Origin of the sequence: Vibrio sp. AH4 (genome assembly GCF_030710545.1) — a bacterium.
GTDB classification, from domain to species: Bacteria; Pseudomonadota; Gammaproteobacteria; order Enterobacterales; family Vibrionaceae; genus Vibrio; species Vibrio metoecus.
The window spans coordinates 1,783,119-1,806,318 of sequence record NZ_JALAIV010000001.1 but is presented as its reverse complement, the minus strand read 5'-3'; the positions used below and the strand labels follow the sequence as shown (position 1 = coordinate 1,806,318).

The window sequence follows — 23,200 nt, the reverse complement described above, 5'->3', positions numbered from 1 at the left end:
TATTTCGTCCCGTTTTTCCAATGCTCAAACTGGAGTTTCACTATGCTGACCATCAACTCTGATGCGAAATTAAAAGATTTGCTCGAATTCCCATGTTCCTTTACTTACAAAGTAATGGGATATGCTAAGCCAGAGCTGCCAGAACGGGTGCTGGAAGTTATTCAACGTCACGCTCCTGGCGATTACAGCCCGCGCGTTAAGCCAAGCGCAAAAGGTAACTATCACGCGGTTTCAGTCACCATTCACGCCACCTCAATCGAACAGGTTGAAATTCTCTATAAAGAGCTGGGCGACATCGACATTGTGCGTATGGTGCTATAAACCTCGTTATTATTTTATTTATTCAAATATTTTTGAAAAGCAGCTTTGGCTGCTTTTTCTTTATTTTTCAAAAAATTAATAAACCCATCTTGTTAGCAGGGTCAAAAAGTTCCCCTTGATGTGTAGTTCATTGGTGGTAAGCAGTTTATAATCCAAAAACTTTATATATCTCTGGTGGATGACAATAATGGAAAACCAGCTGTTGGTGAGATGCCTCGGCAGACAGGATTACACTCCGGTTTGGCAGGCTATGCATCAATTCACGGATCAACGTGACTCAACAACACGTGATGAAGTGTGGCTTGTCGAACACAACCCCGTGTTTACTCAAGGACAAGCCGGCAAGGCTGAGCACCTGATCAACACCGGCGATATTCCTGTTGTGCAAAGTGACCGTGGTGGGCAAGTGACTTACCATGGACCTGGCCAATTAGTCGCTTACTTTCTCATTGATCTTCGCCGTAAGCGACTCGGCGTGAGAGAACTTGTCACTCATATTGAAAACTTGGTCATTCACACCCTACAACACTATCACATTGACTCAGCGGCACGTCCTGACGCGCCTGGAGTTTACGTACAAAATAAAAAGATTTGTTCTTTGGGCTTACGCATCCGTAAAGGGTGCTCTTTTCACGGACTCGCACTCAATATCCAGATGGATCTCAGCCCGTTCTTACGCATCAATCCTTGTGGTTATGCAGGAATGGAGATGGTGCAAGTGAGCGACTTCTCTGGCCCAATTGAAAAAGAGCAGGTTGAAAAAATATTAATCCAAAAACTCGTTACCCTACTGGAGTACGAGCACGTCGAATTCAGCACAGAAGCATACAATCATGAGTAAACCAATTCAGATGGAACGCGGTGTAAAGTACCGTGATGCCGATAAAATGGCTTTGATTCCGGTAAAAAATATGCCGGCCGAACAAAAAGAAATTCTGCGCAAACCGGAATGGATGAAAATCAAACTCCCCGCCGATAGCCAACGCATCCAAGATATCAAGGCTGCGATGCGTAAGAATAAGCTCCACTCTGTTTGTGAAGAAGCCTCCTGCCCTAACTTAGCAGAATGCTTCAACCATGGTACCGCAACGTTCATGATCTTAGGTGCCATCTGCACTCGACGTTGCCCATTCTGCGATGTTGCCCATGGACGCCCTAATGCTCCAGAAGCTGAAGAGCCAAAGAAACTCGCACAAACCATTCATGATATGAAGCTAAAATACGTGGTTATTACCTCGGTCGACCGTGATGACTTGCGGGATGGTGGTGCACAACATTTTGCCGATTGTAACCGTGAAATCCGCGCTTTAAACCCGAGCATAAAAATCGAAACTCTGGTACCTGATTTCCGCGGTCGCATGGAAGTGGCACTGGAAGCTTTGAAAGACAATCCACCGGATGTTTTCAACCACAACTTGGAAACTGCGCCGCGCCTATACCGAAAAGTACGTCCTGGAGCTAACTACAAGTGGTCTTTAGAACTGCTGCGTCAATTCAAAGAACAGCATCCAGATGTACCGACTAAATCAGGCTTGATGATGGGTTTAGGCGAAACCAAAGAAGAGATCATTGAAGTACTGAAAGATCTGCGCGCACACGGGGTTAGTATGCTGACTCTTGGGCAATATTTAGCACCAAGCCGTCACCACCTACCCGTTGAACGTTACGTGCCACCAGCCGAGTTTGATGAGCTCAAAGAAATAGCCCTTGAACTTGGTTTTACTCACGCAGCCTGTGGTCCATTTGTTCGTTCTTCTTATCATGCGGACTTGCAAGCCAAAGGGTTAGAAGTGAAATAACCGAACCACATCAAGCCAGCCTCAATGCTGGCTTGATGCATTATCTCGGATGAGATCCTACACCATAATCTGTATACACCAAACGGTTTAGCCTTGAATCCTACGCAGGGGTTCTATAGGCTTAGGTTACGTTTTGATGAATTTTCGCTCATACATTGGCATGTGCTTTTGAGTGAAGACAGACCATAAGGAAAACAATAATGAATCGTATCGGCTTATTCGCTCTGACTGCAGCAGCACTACTGGCTGGTTGTTCATCCAACACCCAGCAAGATAACTACCGCGAAGCCTCTTTTGAGCTCTGTAATACCGAAGTAAATATTTACTCGGTCAGTGATGATGGCCAAGTGCGTATTGTGTGTGCCGATGGTGCGAAGTTTGCGCTAAAAACCGAGAAAACCCTCGATATCATGCGCGATATCAACGTCGACTATTGTGATGGAGAAGGTCTTGGTAAATTTACTGAAAGCAACAAATACTACATGTTCAAGTGTAAATCCGGCACTATGATCAGCGTGAGTAAGTAAACACTCACCACGATGAGCGAATAAAAAAAAGCCTGCATACTGCAGGCTTTTTTATTCTCGTGATGACTTGAAGCGACTCATATCATTGTTCTTCGAAGTCATTCAGCGCTCGCGGATTAAGCATAAACCGGCAGACGTTTACAGATTGCCAATACTTTTTGCTTCGTTGCTTCGATCACGTCTTGGTCGTTGATGTTGTCTAAAACATCACACATCCAGTTAGCCAGATCTTTGGCATCTTGCTCAGTGAAACCACGGCGAGTGATCGCCGGCGTACCCACACGAATACCCGAAGTAACAAATGGGCTACGAGGATCGTTAGGCACTGAGTTTTTATTCACGGTGATGTTTGCTGCACCAAGCGCCGCATCCGCATCTTTACCTGTGAGGTCTTTATCAATCAGATCTACGAGGAAAAGGTGGTTTTCAGTGCTGTTAGATACGATCTTGTAACCACGCTCTTGGAACTGCGCGACCATCGCTTTAGCATTTTTCACTACACGAGCTTGGTATGCTTTGAACTCAGGTTCCATTGCTTCTTTAAAAGCAACTGCTTTAGCCGCAATCACATGCATCAAAGGGCCGCCTTGGCCGCCAGGGAACACCGCTGAGTTCAGTTTTTTGTACATCTCTTCGCCAGCGTTTGACAAAATCAAACCGCCACGTGGACCCGCCAGAGTTTTGTGCGTTGTCGTCGTCACAACGTGTGCAAAAGGTACAGGGCTTGGGTAAACACCCGCCGCGATCAGCCCCGCAACGTGTGCCATATCGACAAATAGGTAAGCACCCACTTTGTCGGCGATATCACGCATACGTTTCCAATCCACGATTTGTGAATAGGCAGAGAAACCACCGATGATCATTTTTGGCTTATGCTCAAAGGCTAGCGCTTCCATCTCATCGTAATTGATTTGACCCGCTTCATCGATACCATAAGGGATGACATTATAGTGTTTACCCGAAAAGTTCACTGGTGAACCGTGAGTCAAGTGACCGCCGTGAGCTAGGCTCATGCCCAATACGGTATCACCTGGGTTAAGCAGCGCCATGTACACAGCACTGTTCGCTTGGGAACCTGAGTGAGGCTGAACGTTCGCGTATTCACAGCCAAACAGTTGGCAAGCACGATCAATAGCCAAGGCTTCGGCTTTATCAACATACTCACAACCACCATAGTAACGCTTACCTGGATAACCTTCGGCGTACTTGTTGGTCAGTTGAGAACCTTGTGCTTGCATTACACGCGGGCTGGTGTAGTTTTCTGAAGCAATAAGTTCAATATGTTCTTCTTGACGAAGCGTCTCTTCCTGAATGGCAGCGTATAGCTCCGGATCATAATCAGCGATGTTCATATCACGCTTAAGCATCTGTATCTCCTGACTCAGATTGACTGAAATTGCAAAAAAACCACACAACGACTCAACGCAAACGTTTTCGTCATCACTTTATGGCGCGCATTCTACATAATTTGATCTTTATCATAAAGCCCAAATTCATGAATTTATCATGCAGTTTTTTCATAAACACTCACGCAGTATTCATCATTACTGACATCTTCCTGCACAATAAGGCGCAAATGCCCTCATGAGGTTCGGTAAAAGATGCCTAAACGATAACACTGTCAATTTTTTGCTTTACACCCTGTAAAGCGGATGTGACATAGGTTTACCTCAATTTTTCATCCCTAGCTACCGGAAATCACTTATTTTCATTAACATCCGCGCAATTCTCTCCCTTGATAACTAAATTTATGGAAAAACATTCACACAAAGAAGATTGGATCGCGATACTAACAGGGACATTTTTGGTCGCTCAAGGCGTCTATTTTTTGCAAGCGGGTAATTTACTCACTGGTGGCACTACGGGGCTCGCGTTATTGATGAGCCAATTTGTACCACTCACTTTTGGCGTACTCTATTTCCTTTCCAATTGCCCTTTTTATCTATTGGCATGGAAACGCTTTGGTGTCCGCTTTGCCTTCAACAGTGCGATCTCAGGAGCTTTAGTCTCCTTGTTTGCAGATCATCTCGCGATGTTTATTACGCTTGAAAAAATTAACGTTGTGTATTGTGCGATAGCCGGTGGACTGTTGATGGGATTGGGAATGCTAATTCTGTTCCGCCACCGTTCAAGTCTTGGGGGCTTTAACGTGTTATGCCTATTTATCCAAGATCGATTTGGCATTTCTGTAGGCAAAAGTCAGATGGCGATAGATGGTCTAATCTTGCTCACGTCATTTTTCTTCGTATCGCCGTTAACGATTGGTTTGTCAATTCTCGGAGCCTTCTTACTCAATATCGTGCTTGCCATGAATCATAAGCCAAGCCGTTACCGCGTGATTTACTAACCCTCGAACACAATGAAGAAATACCGTTTAGGTATTTCTTCGCTTTCTCTGCCGCCACCCTGCCAATAAGGTATTTACAGCACAAGCCACAGCAACACCAATCAAGCTTGCTAAAATATCTTGTACGGAAAAGGTGCGTAATGGTGAAAATGCTTGTAACCCTTCATCAACTAGGCAGCACAATGTCACGAGTCCACCTGCCACTAACACCATGTTGTAGCCACTCTCCGTAACAGACAATACTCGGTATAACGCTAAAGTGAGCAAAAATGCTAACAAACTGTGCAAATGAGTGTCACCACCAACGGCTAGCTCTAATTGATAAACGTAATCGGCGTGGAATCCGGAAGATTTAAGCCACGAAGCTAAAACCGTAGATAACGCGAGCAATCCAAACAATATCGCAGATGCAAGGCGCTGCTGGTAAATTTGTCGGCCTATTTTAAAACGGATGTACAAATGGAGATCTCTAATTTCGGTTCACGACGTGAGGCTAAAGTACAAGCCAACTTAAACTGATGTGTTGATTTTAGGTAATCAGCCAAAAGGTGTCGACTGTTTTTCCCATTCAAACCCCGAGCGAGATGTTCAATCACCAGCCATTTTTGTTCACGACTCCAGAACTTCCATTTAGCTAATCCCACTTGTGATATCGCAATATTGACTGCTGGTGTATAGGGGCCATATAGCGCTGCCTTAGCAAGATATTCACTCAACGCCTCATTCGGCACTTGCTCTTGCGCTTCCTCGTCATGCAACTGTGCCTCAATTTTCAGTAGCGCCGCCCAGCTATCTGGCCATGTGGGACGTAACTCAACACTGGTAAGATACGCCCTCTTTGCCCTATCAAGCGCCTCACCCACTTCATTATCACTGGAAAGATAAGCTTGCCACTGCCAAATTCGGCCTTGTAAAAAATAGTATTGAGGATGACTCGGATTATGTTCGATTGCGCGTTGGATGGCCTTGTGCGCGTCATCAACAGAGATAAGCGTTGCCGGAGAGCGATGATCCCAAGCCAGCAACTCTTTTTCTGCAGTAAGAGCGTACAGTGATGCAATCCCTTGTTGAAAGGCAAAGTAAATTACCCACAGCGTAGATATCGCAATCCCTGCACGCCATCCAAAATGCCCTAGCCGATTCACTGAGTAGCGCTCGATTTATGATCTTCGCCATAATAAGCTTGGTAGTGATAATAACCGCTATAGCGTGATGCTTTTTTAGCATTCAAACGGTTAAGAACAACACCATCAATTCGGCTACCTTGTTGAGTTAACTTACCCACAACTTCACGTACAACTTGGGTACGAGTGTGGTTAGCATCAATCACTAAAATCACAGAATCAACATGTTGTGCCAACATAAAGCTGTCACTAACTGCTAGGCATGGCGGGGTATCAATCACGATTCTTTGGTATTGGCCACGTAAATCCGCAAGAAGCTCACTAAATTTCGTGGATGACAACAGCTCTAACGGATTAGAGGAATACACACCCGCGGTAAGTACATCAAGCCCTGATTGCTCATCATGATATACACAATCTTCAAAACTCTGTGTACCTGTCAACAAATTCGTCACACCCGGTTGTGACCCTGAAATCGCAAAGCGATGCGCAATTGCCGGTTTACGCAGATCACAATCAATCAGAAGCGTCTTTTCCATTTGGGCTAACGATAGTGCTAGATTAATACTCGACGTCGTTTTCCCTTCTCCCGGTAAGCATGATGTCAACATCACCACATGCTGTTCTTGGTTAACATGAGCAAGTAAGTAGCTAGTACGTATGGTGCGTACCGCTTCCGTTAATTCACGCAATTCGGCATCAAAGTAAGCTTTCGCATCCAACTTACCATTACGTTTGCGAACAGCCGGTACCACACCCAGTAAACTTAGTGCCAATTGCTTTTCAACCTGCTTAATGTCAGCAAAGGTATCTGACATCGCATCCGCGATAAACGCAACCACACAAGCAAAACCAAACGAAACCACAAACGCCAACATGACAATTAATTTCTTGTTGGGCTTACTCGGAACTAAAGGTGCGCTAGCTTGGTCGGTGAAACGGGCAATCGTGGTATTAAAATCCCCTGAAGCGCTAGTTTCTTTTTGACGAGCCAAAAATAAATCAAACAACTCACGGTTGGTTTGTACTTCACGCTTAAGCTCAGAATACTTGGCGTTTTTCACAGTCAGCGTCTGGAACTCCGATTTACGCTGATTAAATTCCGTTTGTAGCGAACGCTCGGATTGCTTAGCCGCTTGCAGCTCGTTATTGATACCATTCAATAACTGTTTCAACTCCGAGCGTAAATTCTTACGAACAGCGTCTAACTGAGCAGTCGCTGACTTTAATTTAGGGTGCTTCGGGCCATAGCGCTTGGAAAACTCTGAAACTTTACGCTCAGCATCCACTTCAGCCACTTTCAAATCACGAATGGTTGGGTGGTTAGAAATTTCAGGGATCGACGACAAAGCCGTCAAGTCACTATCATTCTTACTGTAGCTGTTCGCCACCTGATAGAGCGTTTCTGCGGCAACTCGGCGATCGCGTGCTTTATTCATCTGAGAGGTCAGTTCTTCCAACTCTTGACTTGCGAGTCCTTCCACGCCTTGTACATCAACCAAGCCTTCTGACTGCAAAAACGCTTGTAACTTAGCTTCGGATTCTCGTAATTGAGTACGCAGTTCTTCCATCCGGGTATTAAGCCAAGTATTCGCTTTTAGCTCTACCTCTAACTTCGCTTCCAAGTGGCTGTCCATGTACACCCGTGCAATCTCGTTGGCAATTTTCGCCGCCAGTTTAGGATCGCCTGCAGTGTAATAGATATTGACCAACTGGGTCTTGCGGATCGGGCTAATCTCCATCCCACGTTTGAATTTCTCCAAAATTATTTGGCTTTCACGATACACTTCTAACTCTGGATCGATCACTACTTCTTGTTGCTTAAATCCTTGAAGAAATGGCATCCACTCTAATAAGTGTTCTTTTATGCTCGGTGATTGTTCGCTCTCAGGGTTAAGATCAAATTCAGGATCGGAGGCCAAATCAAGCCTATCAATCACTTCTTGAGCAATCGTGTCAGATTTTAGGATTTCAATTTGGGTCAGGTAATACTCCTGACTTTTGGTATCGAGCCCATACACTTCTTCAATTGATACCGCTTTCGCTTGTGTCGATTCAATCAGAATTGTCGCTCGAGCTGTGTACTCGGATCGCATGGAAAGGACAAAAAGCAGCGTGATTGCTGTGACCATGATTGAAAACAGCAAAATACGCCATTTGTAATTAAGCAGTACATTAAAATACTGACGAAAATCGATCACTTCTTCTTGAGTGAATTGTTTACCTGTCATCTCGTGTACCATTACACCCTAAAATTAAAAGAAGCTTTCGGCGACAGTCAGTATGTCACCGGGTTGAAGTTTACTGAGTAAAGTCACTTTGATCGGTTTTGCTTCCGGATCATCACTACTAGAGATAAACAGATTGGTTTTAGATGCACGCTCAGTGAATCCACCCGCAATAGTAATTGCTTGGTTCACACTCAAGCCAGGATGGAAAGGATAGCTTCCAGGCTTCATGACTTGTCCATTCACAAAGAAAGGTCGATATTCAAGAATAGAAACGGATACGTTGGGATTAATCAAATAACCATCTTGTAAACCATCATGGATAGCAATTTTTACCTCTTCCAAGGTTTTGCCTTTTAGACGGATCTTACCTAAAAATGGATAATCAATATTACCGTTATCACTGACGCGAGTTTCAAAAGAAAGCTCTGGCTCGTCATAAACTTGGATGCGAATCTGGTCACCAACACCCAATCGATAGAAATCATCATTTGCCATCGCGAATGACGGTAGGAGCAAAAGGCTCAATAAAAAAGAGAACAAGTACTTCATAACTGGTTACATTACACCCTGAACGGTGAGGTAATACACATTTTGACTATAGCTGAGTGAGTCTATATTCGAGTCTTTCTTTTCTCGGCCAAATCCGACTTCCAACGCTAACCAACGACGAAAATCATAACTAGCACGTAAAGTGGCATTCGTGGTGTCATCTTTACGATTTGATGCAGTATAATCTTCACTCAAACGAGTTAGCGCCGCTTCTGTCATCCATTTGGTATCCCAGTTGTGTGTCCAATTGGCTTGGTAGGTTGCCGCATCAATCGCATCCCCATCACCATCAGAATCCGTCGAGCGTCGGTTAGTCACTAACTGTAATGCTGAATAGGTACGGATTAAGTAAGTAACATCAACGTCCCATGAAAATGAATCAAAATCCTTACGGCTGGCCGCATCAAAATCTTTTTGTTGATAACCCAATTTAGCATTCCCTTGCAACTTACCAGTCGCATCCCAAGATGCACCGATGTAGCCAAAGTAATGATTATTATCTTTGCTGCTTGCACCCGGCGCAATAACGTCATATCCACGAGAGTTAGCAATCACTTGTGCGATAAACGAAGTTCGAGGGAGGGCTTGGTAATAAAAGGTCGAGTTAAAACGCAGCTCATCCCAGTCCTGATACTGAGTAATCGTCCGGTTATTTTGGTACGTAAAATCTTGCCAGCCTAAATTAGTCTCAATACGACCAATCGCCTCTGTTGAACCAAAGCCATAACCGATATTAGCGGTGTGGCTTTCATATTGGTTGTAGTCGAGTCCGAGTGTCGTCTCATTCTCGCCACGCCCTTCGTGAGCTAGCGCTAAGTTATATTGTAAAGCAATACGATGGCGAGAGTTCAGCTCCCAATCACTTGAGAGATCAAGATAGTGATCCGTAAAGTTATCTTGTTGAGAACTAAAATAGGTTCCATTACGAAAACGGTAACCAAGTAGTGTTTTATTGACTTCAGGTTCCACCATAAAGCCAACGCCTGATTCAATGATTGAAAAAGCTGATTTAACTTGCTGTTGGTTAGATTTAGCCAAGTTATCATTGTAACCTGTGGAAAGATTTAAAAATGGCGCAATCGCCATACCAGATTCAGTGGTAATCGGATTCGGGGTAGGTTTCGCGATGCCAAAAGGTATATAAGAGACAGCCAAAGTAATCAAGCTGGCTGAAAGAAGAGAAATATGTTTAATCGGTTCCATTTGCCTGCACTCATTCAAATCTATATTCATTCAAGAGTACGACTCTCAATAAAAAGAGTCCCTCCAACTTAATAAACGTTTTTTCCAACAAAACCTTTGAAAATGGTCAGAAATACAATTTTGATATCAAGCCATAGAGACCATCGATGGATGTAATCAAGGTCAAACTGTACTCGTTTTTCCATTTTATCTACGGTGTCTGTTTCACCACGCCAGCCGTTAATTTGTGCCCAACCGGTAATACCCGGTTTCACTTTGTGGCGTAGCATGTAACGATTGACGATTGTACGGTACTGCTCGTTGTGCGCGACCGCATGTGGCCGAGGCCCAACAATCGACATTGTACCTTGCAAAACATTAAAAAATTGCGGTAATTCATCCAGTGATGTGCGACGAATAAAAGCCCCGAATGGTGTCACTCGAGGATCACCTTTGGTAGCCTGTTGCACTTTACTGCCATTATCCATCACTCGCATACTTCGAAACTTCCAGACTTGGATCGGTTTCCCATCAAGTCCATAGCGGTTTTGTTTAAAAATGACAGGTCCTGGTGAGCTGAGTTTAACCCCGATCGCAATAGCCAATAATAAAGGGCTGATCAGTAGCAAAATAATGCTGCTAAGCACCAAATCTTCAAATCGTTTTACCCAGTTAAGTAAGCCATTAAATGGCGTATCAAAAATACTAAAAGCGTTAACATCACCGATGGTGTACCAACGTGAGTGCAATAAGTTAAACGTAAAAAAGTCAGGCACTATGTAGGTATTCACGGTACTGTCTGAAAACGCATCCAAAATCTGGTTAATTCGACGTTGAGCTTGCATAGGTAAGGCGATGTACACGTTTTGCACTTGACCTGTTTTCGCCAGACTCAGTGCATCGTTAATATTACCCAGAACAGGTGCATTTCCCTCTAAGCGTGACGGAGCACGATCATCGTAGAAACCTTGCATAACAATCCCTAACTCTGGGTTTTTAAGCAAATTCGCTGACAGCTCTTGTCCTTGGGTGGTCATCCCAATAATAACGGCTTTGCGTGTATGGAAGCCTTGTTTGTGCATGTAGTGGATGGTGGCAAACGCTAAAATACGCCATCCGATTAGGGCAATGAACGAGCCCACAAACCAGTTACCCATGACAAGACGCGAAAACTCAATCCCCGTTTTTGAGAAATAGCCTAACAACGTAAGGCTCGCAATGCTGGCAGCCCAACAAAAAGCGGTGTGCAGTGAAAGCGAACGTAGCTTTGCAGTACGCCAACCACTATATATATCTAAGCTTTCAGCGATATAGGAGTAAAAAAGCACTCCTAGCAATGCCACCGAAACATAAGACATTGTTACGACGTGCTGGTTTAACTTAATCGCTATATACATAATTGCTAATATAAAGAAGCTATCGATCAGACGATAAAAAAACTTCCCCTGATAATTAGTAATACGTATTCTGCTTTTTTCCTTCATCACTAAAGGCTCCTGAACTCACGTAAGCTTTTCACGAAGAATAATTTGAATGTATGAATTATTTTTTAAAGACTACATCTTTATCAACAGAAATAGGTGCGTCAATTATAAGACTGGCACTAAATAAGCATTCGTTAAACAATTAAAAAGCATTAATCGATATTAAACACCTTGTAAGAAACGATCCTTTATCTTTAAAAAAACAACAAATTAATCAAAATAAAACCAAGAGAAAACAATAAGAACCCGCACTAAACTTAAGTTTATACTCAATCCAATCACACATGACTACTACGTGGCAATTTCATGAACTGATGATTACGTCCAATATTTAAGAAATAAATATCAAAATTGAGATTAACCAATTACCAGAAGTGAGAATTTAAAAAAACTTCATTGAGAATAAAACTATCCTTTTCATGCTTCGATTAGAATCTATTCAATTTAATGAAAGATGGATTATTCGACATGAGACCTATTCCATTCCTGCTATTGACAGGTTTAATCACCAGCCAAACCGTGTTGGCAGAAACCGCAATAGATTCGACAAAAACACTCAATCCAGCAATCTGCTCAGATAACACTCAGATACTTGAACGTTTGCAGCAAGCAACGGATTTTGTGTCAACTGTCACAGCGCTCCTCACCTCATGCCCAGACAATGCCTTGCAGATCGCCTCATTGGCAACAAGCATTAATCCGCAACTCACTCGGGAAATTTACACTGCGTTATTTCAACAAACGCCCAATGAACAGTTAGTACAACAAACTGTTGAAGCAGTGAAAAGTGTCGCTCTGGAGCAAAGAGCTGATGTAGTACAAGCTGCCATTGAAAATGCGCCTCAAGAACTGGCTCAAGCAATTGTTGATGCAGTAGCAGAAGCAGGCTTAATGGATCCAACGGATATTATCATCGCCGCAATTGCGGGAGGGGCAGATCCTGGTTCGATTACCGAACCTACCGCAGCGGGTATTGCAACTCCGCCCCCCATTGCACTCACGCCAGGTACAACGAATACTTTTGGCACGGGTAATGGTAATGGTGGTGGTACAGCCTCTCCAAACTAGAGAGTTGGCTTTTACGGTAGCTTCATTGTCGTTGATAAGAAATATGTTGATCGGAAACTCAAGCTATTTCGAGCTAGTGTCTTCATTCATACGCTTCTCTTTCATCGACCTTAAGCTACCGATAATACAAAAGCTGAATGTTGCTCGCGTCTTACTTTAGCCAGATCTTTCATTACAACATCTCTTTTGCGTATCATCTTTTCTATCACACCATTGCACATTGAGAGCTCAAACAACGGATGAGTTCAAATGATCGTGTGTGAGTTTTCAATTTCATTTTCGCTAGATGCTAGCTAACTCTGATCAGATATTTTATGGCTTTACTGCGACAACCCCTGTTCATCGCTTTTTTATTATTGATCTTCTGGTTACCCATTCCATTAGGTGGTAATCGCCCTTGGGCATGGTCATTGAATGAAGTTTACACCGCAATTCTGCTCCTCATCTGCCTACTGAGGATCCCTACCTCACAATGGTGGCAAGCCGTAACGCGCGCCAAATTAATCCTTCTGTCTGTCGCAGCGTTTACGTTGTGGTCATGGATACAAAGCTGGCAAAGTCTAGATCTCTCCTCCGATAAAGGATTGGTCTTTATTTCAGCCATCAAGTCACTGCATTATTTTCAGGTGTGCTTAATTGCCACCTTATTGATCGACACACCGCAAAAACTAAAGGTGCTAGCGACCACCATGGTTGCCAGTGGCACTTGCCAAGCTTTTTATGCCGGGGTGGTTTTATTGCTAGAGCTACACACCTCTCCTATTTTTTCACTTCCATTAAGCGAAAGAGCCTCTGGTAGCTTTGTTTATCATAATCACTTAGCTAATTTTCTAATGCTGAACCTCTGCTTGGGATTTGGCCTTTTGATTGCTCAACTTAGCCACCAGACAACCCAAGGCTGGAAAAATACCCTTAAAACATTTCTCACGATCATGATTTCAGATAAGGCATTTATCCGTTTAGGGTTAGTGATCATGGTGATCGCCCTGGTTTTGACTCGTTCCAGAATGGGGAACATCGCATTCTTTACCGCTCTAAGTCTCGGCAGCTTGCTACTACTGATGTTTTATAAAAACAAGCCTAAAAGCATTTACATCTTGATCATTAGCCTCTTTGTGATCGATACCTTTGTGGTCAGTAATTGGTTTGGACTTGATAAAGTTCGTCAGCGCTTAGCGGAAACCAGCTTACAAAATGAATCGCGTGATGATGTGGTTCGCTATGCACTCCAGGCTATCCAAGAGCGACCATTGACGGGATTTGGTAATGGCACTTTTTACTCCACTTTCCCGGCTTATAACCAAGGCAATGTCGCTCTTTTTTATGACCATGCGCACAATGACTATGTTCAATTTGCTCTTGAATCTGGCCTTATTGCCACAGGCTTACTAGGGATTATGGTTCTATTTTCAGCTTGGCAAGGTCTCGCTGCTTTTCGTAAACGCAATAATCCAACAATGCGTGGAATTGGTTTGGGTAGTCTAATGGCGATTATTGGAATGTTAATGCACATGAGCGTTGACTTTCCCTTACAAGCGCCTGCTACAACACTTTATTTTATGCTCTGTTTATTCATGGCTAACTGGAGTATGACCATCCCTACACCGAAATACCGTTTAAAACGACACTCTGCATAACATAAAAGCGAAGGGAGCTGCATCGCTCCCTTCGCTTTTATGTATTGGTTCTGTTAACCCAACCCAAGATAGATAAACCAAGCAGAATAGAGTTCTGGCAACATATTCCCCCGATTCCATCACGCATGATTCATGCGTAATAGCCTTGCCTAGGAAAGAGGTCCATTCTTCTCTGTGCTGCACGTAATTCATATTGTTGCATTCAACTGAGCCCGCGAAGTAGTGTCTGATAACGTTTTTACCAATGAAGCGTTAGCCTTCGAGCTAGAGCTAACAACTTACCTCGAAATAAATACTTCATTAACGAACAGCTTAGTTTCACCAAGAATAAATAGCAGAGGAACCATCTACTAGGCATGATTTAGCTACCGTCAATTGGCAGTATCTAGCTAAGGGGCTCTATACAAAAAAATACCCCGCAAAAGCGGGGTATTGGGTTAGAGATGGAGTCAGTTCGGAAACTTAGTAAACAAACTGCAATCCTTCAATTAACCAACCTCCAGTCCAAACATTAATCTGTTTGATACGTTTGCCTTGAGGTACGGTATAAGTTTCCACTTTTTTGTTACTAGCGTAGTTCTTTGAACCGAGTAAAACGCTCGAACCATTTTTCATCGTGAACTTGATCGCGACGATATGGTACCCGCCCCAGTTGTATAGGCCAGATGTCACTTCTACTGACTGAAGTTGATCAAGAGCAACCGGAGCTTGTAATACACCACCATTGGTACCTTGCACGGGGCCACCAACCAAATTAATGGTTGTAGTCCCAATCGCATCGATAGCGAAACCAGAACGTAAAAACAGTTGGTTATCAGCCGTCACTACACGTTGATACTGCTGGGTATTTGAGTAACCAAAGATTGGTGACTCACCACCGACAGCCACACGCATGGTGCTTGAACGATATGTATTATGGCTTAACCAACTTGGTTCAACGAATGTTGGGATTGTGCCATCTTGATTAACGTTGGTTAAATGGAATGCATGTTGGTTCCAAATTCGAGTTGCATTTTTCCAAGGTTTCGCACTATCCGCTGATTGGTATACATATACCCCGTGATTAATTGAATATTGACGATCAAAGTCATTCGCGGCAACGATCAGCTCAGCATTGTTATCCCCTTCCAAGTCCACAACGATTGGGTATTCCCAAAGTGTTGCCGTGGAGTGCGCTAGCGATACACGTTCTTTGCCCGTTTTGCCATCTAATACACGCACACGTGCATGATCTTGCACGAGCACTTCATCGATGCCATCGTTATCAAAGTCATACGCAGATACACCAATTTTGCCGCTGCCTGTATCGTCGTTGGCCACAGACCAAACACGTTCGCCTTTGCTGTTGTACATGTCAACCGCAGCATAACCGGCGTAAACAATGCCTTTTACGTCGAGATCATTGGTACCATTTTGTGTGGCTAACTCAAATTGCACACCATCAAGCAACCAACCGGCAGACCAAGCTTTGATACCTTTAATACGGCTACCTGCAGGAACGGTAAAGCGTTCGGTTTGCTTAGAGTAGGCATAGTTTTTCGAGCCCATAGAAATCACATTGCCATTGCTCATTCTAAAATCAAGCGCCAACAAGTGATAACCACCCCAGTAATATTTGCCCCAAGTGAGATCTATCGCTTTGATATCTTTTACATTAACTGGAGAATTCAGATTTCCGCCTGTGCCACCCACCAGTGTTGAAGCTGATGCACCAATCGCGTCAATCGCAAAACCAGAACGCACTGAAATCTTACCATCAATAGCTAAAGCGATTGACGATGGATTGTTATTAGGTTGATAACCATAAGTCTTTGATAATTCGCTTGTTTCAACAGCTTGAGCTTTGCCTAAGAAGTTAGACACCGCTTGTACACCACCGCCAGGGTTAGCTGCATTATTAATTTCCCATTTAATGGTGCCATCGTGTTCGAGCACAACGAAACGACTATTTTCAGGACTTGACTCAGTCGCAGGAACAGAAAGAACAACTTCAGGGAAAGCATCATCATCAAGATTAACCAAGGATGAGAACCAAGCAAAATCGCTAATCGGGTATTCCCAGAGTAAGGAGCCGTCAGCATTGTACAAAGAACCATTCATAAAGATTTCTTGAACCTGATCACCATCAAAGTCTCCGCTAATGATCGAAGGTGACCAAGAATGAGCAAATAACAATCCTGTTTCATAACTATAGACACCATCAGCAGAAAGGATTTCAATCGAGGAGTCACCATCAAGATCTGTCAATGTAATGTTGCCTGATGCACCACCACCAATTTTTGTTTTAGCAATTTGCTTTTTAATATTTCCGTAAATATCAATTATGTTGATATAAGGACTAGTAAGGCTGGTAGTCACTATCTCTACAAGTCCATCACCATCTAAATCAGCAACTGCTGGTGAATAACGCGCATCCGCGATCACACCACCATTCGCATAGCTCCACAACTCAGAACCATCCACGCCACTTAAAGCACGTACTAAGCCGCCGTTAGCGTATTTGTTTCCTTCAAACGTCACTACAATCAAATCTGCGACATCTTTTTCATCAATCTTGCCATCACTATTGTCATCATTCAGTTGCGCGACAACAGGCGTCACCATCACTTGGTTAGAGTTAGGTTGGAAAATGCTTCCTTGCCATGACCACTTCAGCTTCATACTTAGAGCTGAACTGTCTCCTTCATAAGGTACAACTCTCATTGAACGTGGTTTTGAAAAATCCAACGTCTCGCCATTGTAGGCTTTGACTGCGCGCATTTGCTCGTTCTGTGTGTTACCACCAAACACCGCAAGACGGTTGTATGAAAGGTTATCCCAGTCACTCAGCATTACCCCTAACCCTTGAGGAGCTTCAACATCAACTTCATGGCCATAAATGTACGCTGGTAGTGAATAACCAGAGCGCTCACCTTCTTTCAAGCAAAAACGTTCACCGGTTTGACGACTCACAATACAAGCTTCAGGATATGTTTCAGAAGCTAAAACGCGCATAGAACGAGGTTTAGAGAAGTCAAGATACGCGCCATTATACGCTTTGACGTTCTTTAGCTCTTCGTTACCAGTGTAACCACTGAATACCGCCAGACGGTTATAAGAAAGATTATCCCAATCGCTGAGCATTACGGAAACTCCGCTAGGTGCTTGTACATCGATTGGATGAGCATAAATCCAACTAGGGAGGGAGTAGCCCGAACGCTCTCCTACTTTTAAGCAGTATTTTTCGCCATTGAGGCGGCTGATAATACACCCTTCTGCTTCATTCGTTGTGGCTTGAGCCACAGTACTACTTAACGACAAAAGACCTACAGCAAGTACAATATAGTGAGACGTCATTTGTAAGACTCCCTTTACCTTGTGTTAATTTTCAAAGCCAGAAACAATATGCATCCGGTTGAGACGTTTTTGTAATTATTATTTTAATAACCTAGAAACTGATATCGTGATATCTCGGATTGCTAATAACAACCAAATGGAATTATCAATACCTGAAAGAACTATTTCAACACAACACCACTATTTTCATGCCTCACTAATGAGACATCTCAAAGTTGAGAGTGTCCAAACCAAGATTCATACATTTAATAAAATCCAATTGATATTAGCAGGCATTCCGAAATATAAAAAATAATTGATTTATTTGATAAAATTAATAACTAACAATTAATTAGACTAATAGACTGCGGATATTATCAGAAAAAATAAAAATAGAAAGGAATCAAAAGAAAAGGAACAGAAAGATAGACTAACAATACATGCAATGTTCACAGCAAGAATGATTCAACCATTTACTCACAGTGAACAAATGCAATAAACACGAAAAGTAACAATAATTTTATAGTGTCCGAAAATTTAACCTATCTATTTATCCATTTAGCCTTTAAAACAAGGAGCATAAATTGAATATTTGTAACCAAATAACGTTTCCACATTCTTCTAGGCTCTTGCATAACTCTAAACAACCACTCAAATCCAGACTGTTGCATCCAAAGTGGTGCCCGCTTTACTTTACCAGCAACAACATCAAAAGTTCCACCAACGCCCATGACAAAATCAACACCCAACGTACTACTCCACTTATTAATGAAGTTCTCCTTTTTTGGTGATGTGATAGCTACAAATAATAATCGAGCTCCAGAAGTTCTTATTTTATCAACTATTTCCTCTTCTTCCCCCCAAAAGTAACCATGATGGTACCCAGCAATTTTTATGTGAGGGTACATTTCTGTAACATTGCAAACAACTTGTCTAACAACATGCTCTTCTGCACCAAGTAAAAAAATAGGAAAACCATTGGTTGCACTCATATTCATTAATTCAAAAAACAAATCAACACCAGCTACTCTTTCATTTATATCATACCCTAAAAATCTAGCACCAAATACAACTCCCATTCCATCAATATTAATTAAGTCGCATTCCTCTACAGACTTAAATAGCTCCCTATCTTTTTGCATTTTTACAATTTTAGCCACATTAACCACAACATGTTGTAAAAATTCTTTTTTTTCAACTCGCTCTTTTATATAAGACACCGTTTCAGTCATACTTGCCACATCCATAGGCACATTCAAAAATTTAATTCTTCGCATAATTCCCCCCTTTCAACCTTATTAGTTAAAATGCTTTATTGATAGCTCTTTGAAATAAACATTATTATTTACCTTGATATCAGGATGCCTATACATACCAATTTTAAGATAATGCTGGTAACCATTATGCATGTTTATACCGTGAAAAGTAGTTTGAGTTGTGTTATTTAGTGTAAATTTTAAAACTCCAACCTCAGCATCAGACCATAAAAAATCAAAACTTAGAGTATACCACTCGTTATAATCAATAGGAAACCAAAATCTTTTTTTCCCATACGCAACTCCAATGCCAAATGTTCCATTTAATTTTTCAGTATATAGATACACAATTGGACTTCTTGCTGGAAAGTTACTCCAATTTTCACCTAGACTAGGATTGGGCTGATCATGCCATTGGGCTAATATATACCAACGATTATAATTATCACTAATAAAATCATCAGGAATCATAATATCAAAGTTATATACCACTCTATCACCAATATTAAACGGATAGTTAATTGATAATTCACTCCTAACACCTGAGAAAATTTTCTTTTGCTCTTCCTTTATATTAAACTGAATGTAACCACTTTTAACAAATACTGTTTCTTCAGGTATAGCTTCTAAAAACATGTATTCACGCAACTCTTCTGAGTTTATAGCTTTTGCCACCTCACCGAGGTAATAATCCCCTTTATCAGCAAATGCAGATGACGTAAAAAAAATAAAAAAATAGAAAATTCTAACTATTGTTAAGACTCTCATAAATACCTTTTAATTTAGGAATAACTTGTAATGAAGTGAAATTATTTACATAAATATCTTTTGCCATGGTAGTGATACCTTTTAACTCATTAGGGGAGGATAGTATAAAATCTAACTTTTCCGCCAAACTTAATATATCACCAGGTTGTACTAAGTAACCAGAAACACCATCAATAATTATTTCTGGTATAGCACCAACAGGTGTTGTAAGTACTGGTATTTCACAAGCCATAGACTCGATAATAGTCATTGGTAACCCTTCATTATAGGTAGGTAGAACCATTACTGCACAAGAACTAAGTAGTTCTTTCTTTTTATCCTTTCCAATCCATCCATGTAAAGTAACTTTGCTTTTCAAATTAAGCTCATTGATCAACTCTTCAACTTTATTATTCTCACCACTACCACAAAGGTGAAGATGATAATCATCATGCAACATAGAACATGCTGACAGCAATTCGTAAATACCCTTCCTTTTGATAAAAGCACCTAAAAATAATATATCTCTATTTTTTCTATTAATTAAATCAGGCCTAATATCAACATAATTATTTATAACAACAGGATTTTTACCAGATATCGAATGAATATATTCACGCCATCCTTCAGAGAGTACTATAAAACAGTCACACTTATTAATCGTCCATATAATCATTTTTTTTATTAATCGACTTTTCATATTAAAGTAATCTTTAAATTCCGAACCATGAAGATGAATTATAGTTTTGTTATTAAAAAAAATCGAAACAATAAGAAACATTAACTTTCTAAAAAAACTACCATTGTAAGACATATGGCAATGCAATATTATTTTTTTGTACTTTAGGCATATGAGTGTAAATCTAAAAATAGATAACAAAAATAAAATAAGATCATGAAATTTATTTTTTCCCATATGACTAATTAATCTAACGTGTTCAATTCCTTCAAAGACACCATCATTAATATAGCCACTTATAACTGAATCTATTCCTCCTGGAGCTCCAGTACCAATTGTAACTACTTTAATTTTCATTTTTCAGCGCTCCATAAGTTTACATTTGTATCAGTAGCTCCATTAAATGAAACTATCCTGGCAGGATTACCAACCACGACAGCATTATCAGGTATTGTCTTAGATACCACGCAATTAGCACCTATCACAACATTATTCCCAACATAAATATCTCCTATAATACAGGCACCAGGCCCCACATATATATTATTGCCTAATCGAGGAGATAATCCAGAAACATGACCTATAGTAACGTTGTGAGCTATTGTAACATTATTTCCAATTATTACCCCTTTAGAAAAGGCAGTACCAAATACATGGTACATACAAAATCCATAGCCAATCTCATGTCTAAACCCAATATCACTTGTATAAACTCGTTTATAGTAATAATGAAACAACCTAAAAAAAACACTTAAAATAAGAGTTCGTTCAAATTTTTTTGACAGCCTCATCCAAAAAGTAAACTTAAAACCTTTATTAAACATTAATGCTTTAACAAAGGATAAAAGTGATACGCCATTTCCATATCTGTACAAATCAGATTTTATTATGACAAACAATCCATTATTTTTCATAAATTACCTCATTTATTAAACTATAATATTTTTTGGCAATTTCACTTTCAGAGAAAAATTCAGAGCGCTTGATCAGTTCAATTCGATTGTGTGCTGGCTTGATATATTGTTTTATAATAGCTTCAGCTAACATGTTAAAATCTCCGACAGGAACTAGAACTCCATGAATTCCATCTTCTAAAATCTCACGTGGTCCAAAATTACAGTCCGTAGAAACTATCGGCAATCCAAAAGACAACGCTTCCACAAGGACATTTCCAAAACCTTCCCATGCAGAACACATGACAAAAACATCTGCCGATTTGTAGTACTTACCTAGGTAATCAGTATATCCAATAAAGTTAATTTCACTTTGCAAATCATTTTCTTTAATAAACAAAGCAATATTATCGAATTCAATACGATCAAATACACCACCAACAATATTCAATCTAACTCTATACTTTTCTTTAATCTTTAAAACAGCTTTAATCACTGTTAGATAATCTTTAGGCTTTGATATTCGGCCGACAGCCAATAGGTTAATAAAATTTTTATCTTTCTCAACACTTTCAATGCAATCAATCTTTCTTACAGGGTTGTATATTGTTTTTATGCTACTATCCCTACCCATTAATTCTTTAACTTGATTGGCGAGACCATTTGACACACATACCACTTTCGATGCTAGTCTATATATTTTTTTTACATAGAATTTTAAAATAAAAATTTTAAAAACGCTTTTACTTCTCCAATGCTCATGCAGAGAGGCATGCTCAGTTACAATTATTTTCGCTTTATGCTGTGCTAAACGCCCAGAGATTAAACAAGCTGCATTTGTATCCGTATAAGCTGAAATAATAATATCAGGTTGAATTTCATCAATTAACTTCGCCAATTTAAAGATAGAATATAGATTTCTTTTCACTTCTAAAGAATATAATTTAAAACCCAGTTCTTGAACTTTTTGTGAGTTTTCACCAATAATAGAGTCAACTATAAAATGAATATCAAATGAATATTTCAAAGCTAATTCTTTAGCTAGAGAAATAAAGACTTGTTCAGCTCCACCGAATCCAAGCCTCGAAATTCTAAATATAATTTTCATTTATTAACCCCTTTAATAGCTCTCAAAAAATCATACAACACTGGTGATAGTAATATTATTTTTTTTCTGTATGTTATATTTCCCACAAAAAGATATTTGATAAATAAAAATTTAAAATTTAAATTCACATCTATTGGTAAGCTTCTCCCAAGCGAACAGCGATAAAGGAGATACGATAAATTAATAAGAATATAGTCCTTTACTTTTCCATCTATTTTATTTATTTCATAATAGTATTTTAAAAGATCACAATAGTAAGACTCCTTAATATTTATAGTTGCTCCTTGTTGATTAATTCTGTATCCGTATAAAGCTTTATTGATTGAATATATAATTTTGTCATTCATGTATAATCGTGAAATTGCCATCATATCTTCACAAAACTTAACTCCTGGTGGAAAGAACTCATTAGTTTCCTTGAGTAATTCAGATTTAAAAACACGACACCATGGATACCACATTGAGCGGCAATATATATCATTCTGTATGCTTCTCAATGAATTAACTCCAAAATTTCCATGCACAAATACACTATCCAAACCAAACAGGAAATTTTCGTCTTCAAATTGCTTAAATCCAAACTCTATAATATCTGGTTCGTATTTATCAATTGCATTTATTATATTGTTTATGTAACCATCTAGTAGAATATCATCAGAATCAAGAAATGTAATAAATTTCCCACGGCTAATATTGATTCCATTATTTCTTGCAATGCTTACTCCAAGATTTTCTTGTTTCTGTATAATAATTAATCCTGAGTTTATCTCTTTTTCAAAGACACTTAATACTAACGAGTATCCTTCATCAGTAGAACCATCATCAATAATTATTAATTCCACATCAGTGGAACTTTGTCTAATGTAAGACATAATACAGCTCACGATATAATCTTCAGAATTGTACATTGGAACAATAATTGACAGCTTCATA

At 40.5% G+C, this 23,200-nt stretch carries 21 protein-coding genes; 7 read left to right on the top strand and 14 right to left on the bottom strand.

Translation table 11 applies throughout. The features are described 5' to 3' along the window. Positions 1 to 42 precede the first annotated feature (42 nt). From ybeD to MKA69_RS08505, 4 genes are all read left to right on the top strand, one after another. Complete coding sequence (gene ybeD / locus MKA69_RS08520; protein ID WP_000955768.1) at positions 43 to 321, top strand: DUF493 family protein YbeD; 279 nt, start codon at positions 43 to 45, stop codon at positions 319 to 321. A gap of 187 nt (positions 322 to 508) precedes the next feature. Continuing rightward, complete coding sequence (lipB, locus tag MKA69_RS08515; RefSeq protein ID WP_055028741.1) at positions 509 to 1,162, top strand: lipoyl(octanoyl) transferase LipB; 654 nt, start codon at positions 509 to 511, stop codon at positions 1,160 to 1,162. Next, positions 1,155 to 2,120, top strand: coding sequence for a lipoyl synthase (gene lipA / locus MKA69_RS08510; RefSeq protein ID WP_000042595.1), 966 nt, complete (start codon positions 1,155 to 1,157; stop codon positions 2,118 to 2,120). Before lipB ends, lipA begins: the two co-directional genes overlap by 8 nt. 200 nt (positions 2,121 to 2,320) lie before the next feature. Next, positions 2,321 to 2,647, top strand: a complete 327-nt coding sequence (locus MKA69_RS08505) for a lipoprotein (RefSeq protein WP_001079736.1) — start codon at positions 2,321 to 2,323, stop codon at positions 2,645 to 2,647. Between the two features lie 116 nt (positions 2,648 to 2,763). On the opposite strand, the gene glyA is transcribed toward MKA69_RS08505, so the two are convergent. Beyond that, on the bottom strand, positions 2,764 to 4,014 hold the full coding sequence (gene glyA / locus MKA69_RS08500) for a serine hydroxymethyltransferase (protein WP_154138694.1): 1,251 nt from the start codon (positions 4,012 to 4,014) through the stop codon (positions 2,764 to 2,766). A 383-nt stretch (positions 4,015 to 4,397) separates the two neighbouring features. On the opposite strand from glyA, the gene MKA69_RS08495 reads away from it, so the two are divergent. Next, a complete protein-coding gene (locus tag MKA69_RS08495) occupies positions 4,398 to 4,994 on the top strand; it encodes a YitT family protein (RefSeq protein ID WP_055035690.1) in 597 nt (198 codons plus the stop codon). A 27-nt stretch (positions 4,995 to 5,021) separates the two neighbouring features. Here MKA69_RS08495 and vpsQ read toward each other — a convergent pair whose 3' ends face one another. The 6 genes from vpsQ to vpsL all read right to left on the bottom strand — a co-directional run bounded on the left by vpsQ (position 5,022) and on the right by vpsL (position 11,567). After that, on the bottom strand, positions 5,022 to 5,453 hold the full coding sequence (gene vpsQ, locus MKA69_RS08490) for an exopolysaccharide biosynthesis protein VpsQ (protein WP_055027484.1): 432 nt from the start codon (positions 5,451 to 5,453) through the stop codon (positions 5,022 to 5,024). Next, positions 5,432 to 6,139 carry an exopolysaccharide biosynthesis protein VpsP gene (vpsP, locus tag MKA69_RS08485; RefSeq protein WP_305847841.1) on the bottom strand — a complete coding sequence of 236 codons (708 nt, stop codon included), beginning with the start codon at positions 6,137 to 6,139 and terminating at the stop codon, positions 5,432 to 5,434. Before vpsP ends, vpsQ begins: the two co-directional genes overlap by 22 nt. Then, entirely contained in the window at positions 6,136 to 8,349 is a 2,214-nt protein-coding gene (vpsO, locus tag MKA69_RS08480) for an exopolysaccharide regulatory tyrosine autokinase VpsO (RefSeq protein WP_305847840.1), read from the bottom strand. The genes vpsP and vpsO overlap by 4 nt, the downstream gene beginning before the upstream one ends. 24 nt (positions 8,350 to 8,373) lie before the next feature. Further along, entirely contained in the window at positions 8,374 to 8,898 is a 525-nt protein-coding gene (vpsN, locus tag MKA69_RS08475) for an exopolysaccharide export protein VpsN (RefSeq protein ID WP_000876131.1), read from the bottom strand. 6 nt (positions 8,899 to 8,904) lie between these two features. Continuing rightward, positions 8,905 to 10,101: an exopolysaccharide biosynthesis beta-barrel protein VpsM gene (vpsM, locus tag MKA69_RS08470; RefSeq protein ID WP_305847839.1), complete on the bottom strand. Its 1,197-nt coding sequence runs from the start codon at positions 10,099 to 10,101 to the stop codon at positions 8,905 to 8,907. 68 nt (positions 10,102 to 10,169) lie between these two features. Continuing rightward, positions 10,170 to 11,567 carry an exopolysaccharide biosynthesis glycosyltransferase VpsL gene (vpsL, locus tag MKA69_RS08465; RefSeq protein WP_305847838.1) on the bottom strand — a complete coding sequence of 466 codons (1,398 nt, stop codon included), beginning with the start codon at positions 11,565 to 11,567 and terminating at the stop codon, positions 10,170 to 10,172. Positions 11,568 to 12,032: 465 nt separating this feature from the next. Between vpsL and MKA69_RS08460 the strand changes: the two genes are divergently transcribed. Both MKA69_RS08460 and MKA69_RS08455 read left to right on the top strand, forming a co-directional pair. Further along, positions 12,033 to 12,632, top strand: a complete 600-nt coding sequence (locus tag MKA69_RS08460; protein ID WP_158120447.1) for a hypothetical protein — start codon at positions 12,033 to 12,035, stop codon at positions 12,630 to 12,632. A 314-nt stretch (positions 12,633 to 12,946) separates the two neighbouring features. Further along, entirely contained in the window at positions 12,947 to 14,269 is a 1,323-nt protein-coding gene (locus MKA69_RS08455) for an O-antigen ligase (RefSeq protein ID WP_305847837.1), read from the top strand. A gap of 462 nt (positions 14,270 to 14,731) precedes the next feature. On the opposite strand, the gene MKA69_RS08450 is transcribed toward MKA69_RS08455, so the two are convergent. From MKA69_RS08450 to MKA69_RS08420, 7 genes are all read right to left on the bottom strand, one after another. Next, positions 14,732 to 17,605 carry a beta-prism lectin domain-containing protein gene (locus MKA69_RS08450; protein WP_305847836.1) on the bottom strand — a complete coding sequence of 958 codons (2,874 nt, stop codon included), beginning with the start codon at positions 17,603 to 17,605 and terminating at the stop codon, positions 14,732 to 14,734. Between the two features lie 521 nt (positions 17,606 to 18,126). Further along, entirely contained in the window at positions 18,127 to 18,861 is a 735-nt protein-coding gene (locus MKA69_RS08445; RefSeq protein ID WP_305847835.1) for a WecB/TagA/CpsF family glycosyltransferase, read from the bottom strand. A 21-nt stretch (positions 18,862 to 18,882) separates the two neighbouring features. Further along, positions 18,883 to 19,608 (bottom strand): heparin lyase I family protein, encoded by a 726-nt coding sequence (locus tag MKA69_RS08440; RefSeq protein ID WP_305847834.1) that lies wholly within the window; start codon positions 19,606 to 19,608, stop codon positions 18,883 to 18,885. Further along, the gene (locus MKA69_RS08435; RefSeq protein WP_305847833.1) at positions 19,586 to 20,623 is read right to left on the bottom strand and encodes a glycosyltransferase family 4 protein; all 1,038 of its coding nucleotides are present in this window, start codon (positions 20,621 to 20,623) and stop codon (positions 19,586 to 19,588) included. The genes MKA69_RS08440 and MKA69_RS08435 overlap by 23 nt, the downstream gene beginning before the upstream one ends. Continuing rightward, positions 20,620 to 21,180: a serine O-acetyltransferase gene (locus tag MKA69_RS08430; RefSeq protein ID WP_055051604.1), complete on the bottom strand. Its 561-nt coding sequence runs from the start codon at positions 21,178 to 21,180 to the stop codon at positions 20,620 to 20,622. Before MKA69_RS08430 ends, MKA69_RS08435 begins: the two co-directional genes overlap by 4 nt. Continuing rightward, positions 21,170 to 22,267: a glycosyltransferase gene (locus MKA69_RS08425; RefSeq protein WP_305847832.1), complete on the bottom strand. Its 1,098-nt coding sequence runs from the start codon at positions 22,265 to 22,267 to the stop codon at positions 21,170 to 21,172. Before MKA69_RS08425 ends, MKA69_RS08430 begins: the two co-directional genes overlap by 11 nt. Continuing rightward, a complete protein-coding gene (locus tag MKA69_RS08420) occupies positions 22,264 to 23,199 on the bottom strand; it encodes a glycosyltransferase family 2 protein (RefSeq protein WP_305847831.1) in 936 nt (311 codons plus the stop codon). The genes MKA69_RS08425 and MKA69_RS08420 overlap by 4 nt, the downstream gene beginning before the upstream one ends. Position 23,200: the final 1 nt, after the last annotated feature.